Origin of the sequence: Noviherbaspirillum phoenicis (assembly GCF_047237965.1) — a bacterium.
Taxonomy (GTDB): domain Bacteria; phylum Pseudomonadota; class Gammaproteobacteria; order Burkholderiales; family Burkholderiaceae_D; genus Noviherbaspirillum_A.
On the sequence record NZ_JBDFLX010000006.1, the window covers coordinates 1 to 8,732 of the forward strand.

An 8,732-nucleotide genomic window follows, 5' to 3' on the forward strand; every position below is an offset into this window, starting at 1 on the left:
TGTTGATCTCGGTGTTGAGTTTTGCCACGATGGGCTGCGGCATGCCGGCCGGACCGACGATGCCATACCACTGCACGCCGTCGAAGCCCTTGTAGCCCAGCTCTTCCATGGTGGGCACGTCCGGCAGCAGGCGGTGGCGGCTGGTGCCGGTGACGGCCAGCGGCTTCAGCTTGCCGCCCTTGATATGCGGCAGCGCCGCCGCCAGGCCGGGAAACATCGCCTGCGTCTGGCCGCCCAGCACGTCCATGATGGCCGGGCCGATGCCGCGATAGGGCGCATGCACCATGAAGGTCTGGGTGTTTTCCTTGAACTGCTCCATCACCAGGTGGGTCAGGGTGCCGGGGCCGGCGCTGCCGTAGCTGGCCTTGCCCGGATTGGCCTTGAGGTAGGTCACCAGGTCGGCCACCGACTTCACCGGCAGGTTGGGCGTGACCACCAGCACATTGGGCGTGCCGCCCACCATCGCGATGGGCGTGAAGCCGTTGATGGCGTCGTAGGGCAATTTGCGCACCGCCGGATTGGTGCCGTGGGTGCCGACATAGCCCAGCATCAGCGTGTAGCCGTCGGGCGCGGCGCGGGTCACGTTCTGCGAAGCGATCACGCCGCCGCCGCCGCTCTGGTTTTCCACGATGAAGCTCTGGCCGAAGGGCTTGGTCAGGCGGTCGGCGATGGTTCTAGCCACCAGGTCCACGCCGCCGCCCGGCGCCACGGGCGCGACGATCTTCACCGGCCTGCTGGGCCAGGCTTCCTGCGCCAGCGCCCAGTGCGGCGCGGCCAGCGCGCCGACGCCCAGCGTCAGCGCAAATGTCTTAAGGGCTAGTCTTCTTTTCATGATTGTCTCCTTCGAATAGTATTTTCTGGAGCCGCTCTCCGGCGGCTTTCACGTGGCTGGCCATCAGCGCTTCGCAGATGTCGGCCCGCTTGTTCTTGATGGCATCGACGATGGCGTGATGCTCTTTAATGGAATTGAGGATGCCGACGTCGGTCGACAGGTTGCGCAGCCGCGCCATGTGCAGCTTCTGCACCACGCCGCGATAGATGTCGCAGATCTCGCGGTTCCCGCTGGCATGGATGATGTCCCAATGAAAACGCAGGTTGGCTTCGTAGTAGGCCATCACGTCGCGCGCCTGCACCGCGGCATCCATGGCCGCCAGACGCTGTTCCAGCAAGGCCAGCAGCGCCGGGTCGGCACTGGCGGCGGCTTCGCGGCCGGCGAAGGCGTCCAGCACCGAGCGCAGCTGGTACAGGTCGCGGGTTTCGCGGTTGGACAGCTGGCGCACCAGCACGCCGGCATGCTTCTTCGATTCCACCAGCCCCATGTGCTCCAGGTCGCGCAGCGCCTCGCGCACCGGCACCCGTGACACGCCCAGGCGCGAGGCGATGGTGGGTTCGGTGATCCGCTCCCCCGGGCTGAACTCGCCGCGCAGGATGGAAGCCAGGATCTCGTCCCGCACCAGGTGCGCCAGCGGCACGTCGCGTACCTGGGAAAGCAGGGTGCCGGCGGGGCTGTCTTCGGTCCAGGGCATGGTCAGGGGCATGGCGTTTTCGTGCTTCGGCTTGTTATCAATTTCGTAGATCGTATACGATGTACGAATATCGCACAACATGACGGCAGGCAAAGATCGCAAAAAAGAGTGTTGCCCTGGAATGCAGTCGATGGTTCACTGTGGTGCGTGTTCGGCCATGGAACGCAGGGCGCAAGGTTTTTCGCCTGACTATGGACGGTGCGCAAGGCGCAGCAATGCAGGCATGAAAGCTGCATGAGGGAAATGACTTGCGGCGGCCGCGTGCGCCGCCGTCTCACATCAACTCTTTATTCAAACGACCAACCGCTCAGGGCATAACCATGAATTTGAACGCAAGCGTCTCTCCTGCCGTCCGCAAGCCATTTCACCGTTTCTCCCGCGTCGTGGCCAAAGCGGGCCTTCTCGCCCTCGCCGCAGGCATGGCGCTGGCCGCACCGGCGCATGCCGCCTACCCCGACAAGCCGGTCCACCTGCTGCTGTCGTTTCCGCCGGCCGGCGCCACCGACGTGCTGGCGCGCGCCATTGGCCAGAAGATGTCGGAAGCGCTTGGCCAGAGCGTCATCGTTGAAAACCGGCCCGGCGCCGGCGGCAACATCGGCCTGATCGCCGCGGCCCGCGCGCCGGCGGACGGCTACACCATCTACCTCGGCGCGGTCACCAATGCCGCCATCGCCGCCGCGGCCTATTCGGCCCAGCCGGCCCACCTGCTGCGCGACTTCGTGCCGGTGGCGGGCGTGGGCACGGTGCCGCACATGCTGGTGGTGCCGCTGTCGACCCCGGCTCAGAACGTGGGCGAGCTGATCAGCTACCTGAAGGCGGCGCCCGGCAAGTACAACTTCGCCTCGCAGGGGCCGGGCACGCTGTCGCACCTGGAGTCGGAGCTGTTCAAGATCAAGACCGGCGTCGACGTGCTGCATGTGCCGTACAAGGGCAGCTCACAGGCCCTGCCTGACCTGATCGGCGGCAGCTCGGCGATGATGTTCGACAGCATCCCGGCCTCGATGCCGCACGTGAAGGCCGGCAAGCTCAGGGTGCTGGCGGTGGCATCCGGCAAGCGGGTGTCGTCGATGCCGGACGTGCCCACCGTGCAGGAAGCCGGCGTGCCGGGCTTCGAGGCCAACAACCTGTTCGGCTTCGTGGTGCCGAAAGGCACGCCGGCCCCGGCCATCAAGGCGCTGTCGGCCGCGATCCAGAGCGCGGTGGCCGCGCCCGGCGTGCGCGAGGCGATGGAGGCGCAGGGCGTCGAGCTGAAATTCACGCCCGCCCCGGAGTTCGGCAAGATGATGGAGCAGGAGTTCAGCACCTGGGGCAAGGTGGTGGAAACCGCCAAGGTCAAGCTCGACTGAACTAACGCCGGCATTCGGGCCAGGCGCCATTGCCGACTCCGGCGCGGGCCGCTATGCTGGCCGGCCCATGGCGCAGGCGGCATGCATCCGCATGAAGCCGCCGCGCCAGCGCAACCAACAAGACGGAGGAAGACATGCAGAACAACCTGGCGGCATCGCTGCTCGATTATCCCTATACCTCGCAGCGCATGCCGCTGCTGGCGGCCAATGTGGTCAGCACCTCGCAGCCGCTGGCCGCGTCCGCCGGCCTGCAGATGTTCGCGCGCGGCGGCAACGCGGTGGACGCCGCCCTTGCCACCGCCATCGCGCTGACCGTGGTCGAGCCGTGCATGAACGGCATCGGCGGCGATGCCTTCGCCATCCTGTGGGACGGCAGCCGCATCCACGGCCTGAACGCCTCCGGCCGGGCGCCGGGCGCATGGACGCCCGACTATTTCGCCGGCCGCGACAGCATGCCGATGCGCGGCTGGGACGCCGTCACCGTGCCGGGCACGGTCTCGGCCTGGCGCGCGCTGTCGGACAAGTTCGGCAAGCTGCCCTTCGCCGACCTGTTCGAGCCGGCCCTGCGCTATGCCCGCAACGGCTACCTGGTCTCGCCCACGGTGCACCGGCAATGGCAGGCCCAGGTGGCCGACATGCTGCCGCAGCCCGGCTACCGGGAAGCCTTCGCGCCGCAGGGCAGGGCGCCGCTGCCGGGCGAGCGCTTCATCTGCCCCGGCCAGGCGCGCACGCTGGAGCGCATCGCCGCCAGCAGGGGCGACGACTTCTATCATGGCGAACTGGCGGCGGCGATCGCAGCGCATGCCAGAAATACCGGCGGCGCGCTCACCGAAGCCGATCTCGCGGCGCACCGCGTCGACTGGGTCGACCCGATCGGCATGCGCTACCGCGACCTCGAACTGCTGGAAATCGGGCCGAACGGGCAGGGCATCGGCGCGCTGATGGCGCTGGGCATGCTGGAGCATTTCGACATGCAGGCCGCGGGCCTGGACACCGCCGCCACCGTCCACCTGCAGCTGGAAGCGATGAAGCTGGCCTTTGCCGACATGGCCGAATACGTGGCCGACCCGGATGCGATGAAAACCGTCACCGCCAGCCATCTGCTGGACCGGGATTACCTGAAGCGCCGGGCCCAGCTGATCGACCCGCAGCGCGCGGCGCCGGCCCGCGCCGGCAACCCGCATTCCGGCGGCACCGTGTATCTCACGGCGGCCGACGAGAACGGCATGATGATTTCGCTGATCCAGTCCAACTTCAAGGGCTTCGGCTCGGGCGTGGTGGTGCCGGACACCGGCATCGCCCTGCACAACCGCGGCTGGGGCTTCACCCTGAAGGACGGCCATCCCAACCAGGTGGCGCCCGGCAAGCGGCCCTTCCACACCATCATTCCGGGCTTCCTGATGCGCGGCGGCGCGCCGCTGGCCAGCTTCGGCGTGATGGGCGGCTCGATGCAGGCCCAGGGCCATCTGCAGATGACCGCCCGCTTCGCCGACCACGGCCAGAACCCGCAGGCCGCCAGCGATGCGCCGCGCTGGCGGGTGATGGACGACAACGTCACCATCGCGGTGGAATGGAATTTCCCGCCCGAGGCGATCGAGGGGCTGCGCCAGCGCGGCCACACGGTCAAGGTGGCGCCGCGCTTCGACACCGAGTTCGGCTGCGCCCAGGTGGCCATGCGCACAGAAGGCGGCTATGTGGCGGCATCGGACCACCGCAAGGACGGTTATCCGGTCGGCATGTAGCGTGTAGCCGTTGCCTGAGCGATAGGCTGGCGAAAGTCCCGAAAGAATCCGGGACTTTTCTGGCGCGCTTTCTATACTGGTCTTACGCATGCACAGTGAGCAGCCTGGGCCGCCCGGGGCAGCCCGCCCAGGGTCAGGCGCAGGCCACGATGCGAAGGAGACCATCATGAGACATCGCCTGTACTACCTGCTGCCCGACCTTCCCGCCGCCCGCGCCACGATGAACGACCTTCTGCTGGCGCGCATCGAGGCCCGGTATATCCGCTTCCTGAGCGCTGGCCAGCCGCTGCCGCCGGACCTGCCTGGCGCCAGCCTGATGCAGAGAACCGACGTCGTGCGCGGCGCCGAGATGGGCATGGCCCTGGGCGCCGCCCTCGGCCTCCTGGCCGGCGTCGGCCTGCTGTACTACTTCGACATCGCCAGCGCCGGCATGAAGGCCGCATTCATGGTCGCCGCGACGCTGGTCGGCATCCTGTTCGGCGCCTGGGCATCCAGCATGCAGGGCGCTTCCCTGCCCAATTCGCGCCTGGCAGCCTTCGACGGTGAATTGCAGAAGGGCAGCATCCTGCTGATGGTGGACGTGCCGTCGGGCCGGGTCGATGAACTGGAAGCCCTGCTTGCACAGCGGCATCCGGAAATGCATTTTCGCGGCGAGGAGGCGCATATACCGACATTCCCGTGACACTGTATTCCTCCATGTCGGCGGCATCCATTGCAGCCATGTGATGGATGCCGCCGGTCATCCTTGACGCATCCTCAGGATGCTGCCTGACATCTTGCCGGCGGGCTGTCTGCCGTCGGCCTGAGCTAATGTTTTCCCCCTCGCGCTCCTAGCCAGTCGCGGAAAAATTACCGCGGATATGGGATGGTTTGTTGTCCCCCTGCATGCTTTACTGCCGACAATAATTAAAGGTGCAACGGCACACCATCTTGCCGCAATCAGGGAGTGATGTTCATGAAGTCATCCATGCGCCTGGCGGCGCTCGTCGTCATTGCTGCGTCTTTGGTACTTACCGGGTGCGCATCCATCGTTAGCGGCACCAACCAGGTTGTGTCGGTGGAGGCCAGGAACAAGACCGAGCAGGTGCCAGGCGCCTCCTGCAAGCTGGAAAACGGCAAGGGCGTGTATTACGTCACCACGCCGGGCACCGTGACCGTGCATCGGGCGTATGACGACATGAAGGTCAGGTGCGAGAAGGAAAACAGCGAACCCGGGATGGCCACGGTCAAGTCCACCACCAAGCCCATGGCATTCGGCAACATCATTTTCGGCGGCGTGATCGGCGCCGCCATCGATACGGGGTCCGGCGCCGCATACGATTATCCGCCGCTGATCAGCGTGATCATGGGAGAGACGACGAACATCCAGGCCGAGCCAGTCAAGCATGCCCGGCGAGGCAAGGCCGAGCCGCAGGCGTCGGCAGCCAACCCGGCGCCTGGTGCGCCGCTGACGCAGTAGCAGTAGCAGCCGTAGTGCAGGGCAGGCGGACATCGACGCGTGACGCTTGCCCGCCTGATGCATTCATCGTCATGCCGGCAGCACCCACACCGGGTGTGAACCTCAAACATCAACGACCTGCAAGCCGAAGGAAGCCGGCGATGCTTCCCGCTCCGTTGGAGCGCTGCATCGTGCACGGGCAACTGCGGGCCATGCATGACAGCCGACCTGGCGATCGATGACCTGAACATCAGAGCGCTCTCGGCCTGACCAGCTTGTCGATACCGGCCAGTGCCCCGGCCCTGCGTTGTGGCTCTTCGCCGTAGCACCGCTACGACTCATTCCCACCCTTGCTGGGCGCGTCTGCGCCTGCAGGCGCAAAGCAATGCTTTGCGAAACCCCTGCCTACCCCTTGTTCCGGGGCCACTGCCTCGGTCTCGCCTAAGCCAGTCAGACCGAAAGCGCTCTAAAGGCAGAGGGAAATTCAGCGCAGCGGCCCGCCTGCGGTGGTTACTTCACGTCTGCACCAGTCGAGCGTTATGCAAAACACAAGCATTGACAGACCTGGATGCCGATACCTAAGATGGGCCGCTTTGATGGGCGCCGGATAGGGCGCCCGAAGAACGTTATCCATCCCGACACTTCTCATGCAAACACTCCCTGTCGTTGCGCGGTCCGGCCAGATCTCCTTTTTGTGGGCCTACGGTGCAATGACGCCTGGCATCAGGGCCGCACTGCAGCGCTTCTGGATGGAGAACGGCGCCATTGCCGACGACAGCGAAGCATGGCGACGCAGCTTTGAAGTGGGATGCATCGCGGTGGACCAGGACTGGAATATCGTGGGTGTCAGCTCCTTCTTCATGGACAGGCTGACGCCTTCCGGTGCGATGTACTGGATGTACCGGACCTTTGTCGGCAAGGCGCATAGGCGTTCCCGGATTGCGATGGAGATTTTCAGCGCGTCGTTTGAACAGCTTGCGCAGTACTACCGGACCGAGCGGGGCGCGCCGGCCGGTGTCGCGGCCATCATTGAAAATGCCGCTCTTGAATTGCCCGGATCGATCGGGCACATGCAGAACCTGGGCCTTCAGCGATTGGGCGCGGACCAGCACGGACGCTCTATCTGGCACCGGCCGTTCGATGCCGGCCACCATCCTTCCTGATTCCTCACGGAGCACCATCATTCGCCCCATACATTTCATCTCGGGACTGCCACGTTCCGGTTCAACGCTGCTATCGGCGCTGCTGAAACAGAACCCGGCCTTCCACGCCTCGATGAGCAGCCCTGTCCATGGCATGGCGGCTTCCATGCTGCGGGACATGAGCGCGGCCAACGAGTACGCGGTGTTCATCAAGCCGGAGCAGAGGCTGCGCGTGTTGCGCGGCATCGTCGAAAACTACTACGGCCCTGAATACACGGCCCAGGTCATCATCGACACGAACCGGGGCTGGTGCGCCTGGATGCCGCAACTCAATGCGCTGTTTCCGGAAAGCCGCGTGATTGCCTGCGTGCGCAACGTGTCCTGGATCGTCGACAGCATAGAACGACTTGCGCAGAGAAACGCCCTTTCGCCGTCGGGCATTTTCAATTACCAGACGAGCGGCACCGTGTACTCACGCGCCGAGATGCTTGCCAATGGCGATGGTCTCGTCGGCTTTTCCTATAACGCCCTGAAAGAAGCCTTTTATGGGCCCCACGCGAACAAGCTTCTGCTGGTGCAATATGAAACCCTGGTGACCAACCCTGCACGCGTGCTGGAAGCGGTGTACCGGCATCTGGGGCAGGCATCCTATCCACACGACTTCAATAACGTGGCCTACGAGGCCGATGAATTCGACATGCGCGCCGGCACGCCCGGCCTGCATTCGGTCCGCTCGAAAATCGAGGCCATCCCCCGGCAGACGGTCCTCCCGCCCGATGTATTCAACCGCTTTGGCAATGACGCTTTCTGGCTTCACCCGCAGGCCAATCTGCATGGCGTTCAGGTCATTTGACTCGCTGCAGCTCTCCTCGAAAAACTGCTGCACCGGGCATGTCCTTGCAAGCAGTGAGGGACTCCCCTTGGCACTGCATTTCACGATGCCGGTTTTGCAATAATGTGGCGCGAAGGTAACATGATTGAAAGCGCCGCATATTTCCCATAGAAAATAATTTCGCTCAGGAAATTAATTCCGCTAAGCTTCGTTGGCTGGTATCCCATGCCTTATCAACGGAGAAAACTTGAACACCCTTCGCAATACTGGTCATCTTCATTCCACATCCCAACGTGCTGCGCGCAAACAGGAAACGCTGCGAACCCAGCCCAAGCGCATCTCGCACGCGGTATGCGTCGCACTGCTGTCTCTGAGCGCAAGCGCGCCGGTATGGGCATCCACCTACAGCGTGACCTCGTCTGCAGACAGCGGCGCAGGGTCCCTGCGTGAAGCCATCACCAGTGCCAATGCCAACGCAAACAGCACCATCGTTATCGACCCGTCGGTCACTTCGCTGACGCTCGCGACAGCGCTGCCTGAAATCACCGCACCGCTGACGATTCTCGCCAGCGCGCCTGTCGCCGTAAACGGACAAACGGTTTCCCTGCCGCTCAACAATACCGGCGCATTGAATGGCGCAGTCGGTGCCGCGGGCAGCAGCGGACTGATTCGCAGCCCGGCCCTGGCTGGCCAGGCTGGCATGGCT

At 64.6% G+C, this 8,732-nt stretch carries 9 protein-coding genes; 7 read left to right on the forward strand and 2 right to left on the reverse strand.

Features of this window, described 5'->3' with window-relative positions:
• Together ABC383_RS28185 and ABC383_RS28190 are read right to left on the reverse strand one after the other, a co-directional pair.
• A partial coding sequence (locus tag ABC383_RS28185; RefSeq protein WP_413019350.1) for a Bug family tripartite tricarboxylate transporter substrate binding protein occupies positions 1-832 on the reverse strand: 832 nt, incomplete at its 3' end.
• On the reverse strand, positions 810-1,538 hold the full coding sequence (locus ABC383_RS28190; RefSeq protein ID WP_413018518.1) for a GntR family transcriptional regulator: 729 nt from the start codon (positions 1,536-1,538) through the stop codon (positions 810-812). The genes ABC383_RS28190 and ABC383_RS28185, both read right to left, overlap by 23 nt.
• Positions 1,539-1,846: 308 nt before the next feature.
• Here ABC383_RS28190 and ABC383_RS28195 point away from each other — a divergent pair, with 308 nt between their 5' ends.
• The 7 genes from ABC383_RS28195 to ABC383_RS28225 all read left to right on the forward strand — a co-directional run.
• The gene (locus tag ABC383_RS28195) at positions 1,847-2,872 is read left to right on the forward strand and encodes a Bug family tripartite tricarboxylate transporter substrate binding protein (protein WP_413018520.1); all 1,026 of its coding nucleotides are present in this window, start codon (positions 1,847-1,849) and stop codon (positions 2,870-2,872) included.
• Positions 2,873-3,006: 134 nt separating this feature from the next.
• Complete coding sequence (locus ABC383_RS28200) at positions 3,007-4,614, forward strand: gamma-glutamyltransferase family protein (RefSeq protein ID WP_413018522.1); 1,608 nt, start codon at positions 3,007-3,009, stop codon at positions 4,612-4,614.
• 166 nt (positions 4,615-4,780) lie between these two features.
• Entirely contained in the window at positions 4,781-5,296 is a 516-nt protein-coding gene (locus ABC383_RS28205) for a DUF1269 domain-containing protein (RefSeq protein ID WP_413018524.1), read from the forward strand.
• Positions 5,297-5,569: 273 nt separating this feature from the next.
• Positions 5,570-6,073 carry a hypothetical protein gene (locus ABC383_RS28210; RefSeq protein WP_413018526.1) on the forward strand — a complete coding sequence of 168 codons (504 nt, stop codon included), beginning with the start codon at positions 5,570-5,572 and terminating at the stop codon, positions 6,071-6,073.
• A 626-nt stretch (positions 6,074-6,699) separates the two neighbouring features.
• Positions 6,700-7,215: a hypothetical protein gene (locus tag ABC383_RS28215; RefSeq protein ID WP_413018528.1), complete on the forward strand. Its 516-nt coding sequence runs from the start codon at positions 6,700-6,702 to the stop codon at positions 7,213-7,215.
• Positions 7,193-8,047, forward strand: coding sequence for a sulfotransferase family protein (locus ABC383_RS28220; protein WP_413018530.1), 855 nt, complete (start codon positions 7,193-7,195; stop codon positions 8,045-8,047). The genes ABC383_RS28215 and ABC383_RS28220 overlap by 23 nt, the downstream gene beginning before the upstream one ends.
• Positions 8,048-8,273: 226 nt before the next feature.
• A partial coding sequence (locus ABC383_RS28225) for a hypothetical protein (protein ID WP_413019352.1) occupies positions 8,274-8,732 on the forward strand: 459 nt, incomplete at its 3' end.

Excerpts from the sequence above, each read along its gene's own strand:
- ABC383_RS28190 (WP_413018518.1), bottom strand. The coding sequence starts at position 1,538 with ATGCCCCTGACCATGCCCTGGACCGAAGACAGCCCCGCCGGCACCCTG.
- ABC383_RS28195 (WP_413018520.1), top strand. The coding sequence starts at position 1,847 with ATGAATTTGAACGCAAGCGTCTCTCCTGCCGTCCGCAAGCCATTTCAC.
- ABC383_RS28200 (WP_413018522.1), top strand. The coding sequence starts at position 3,007 with ATGCAGAACAACCTGGCGGCATCGCTGCTCGATTATCCCTATACCTCG.
- ABC383_RS28205 (WP_413018524.1), top strand. The coding sequence starts at position 4,781 with ATGAGACATCGCCTGTACTACCTGCTGCCCGACCTTCCCGCCGCCCGC.
- ABC383_RS28210 (WP_413018526.1), top strand. The coding sequence starts at position 5,570 with ATGAAGTCATCCATGCGCCTGGCGGCGCTCGTCGTCATTGCTGCGTCT.
- ABC383_RS28215 (WP_413018528.1), top strand. The coding sequence starts at position 6,700 with ATGCAAACACTCCCTGTCGTTGCGCGGTCCGGCCAGATCTCCTTTTTG.
- ABC383_RS28220 (WP_413018530.1), top strand. The coding sequence starts at position 7,193 with ATGCCGGCCACCATCCTTCCTGATTCCTCACGGAGCACCATCATTCGC.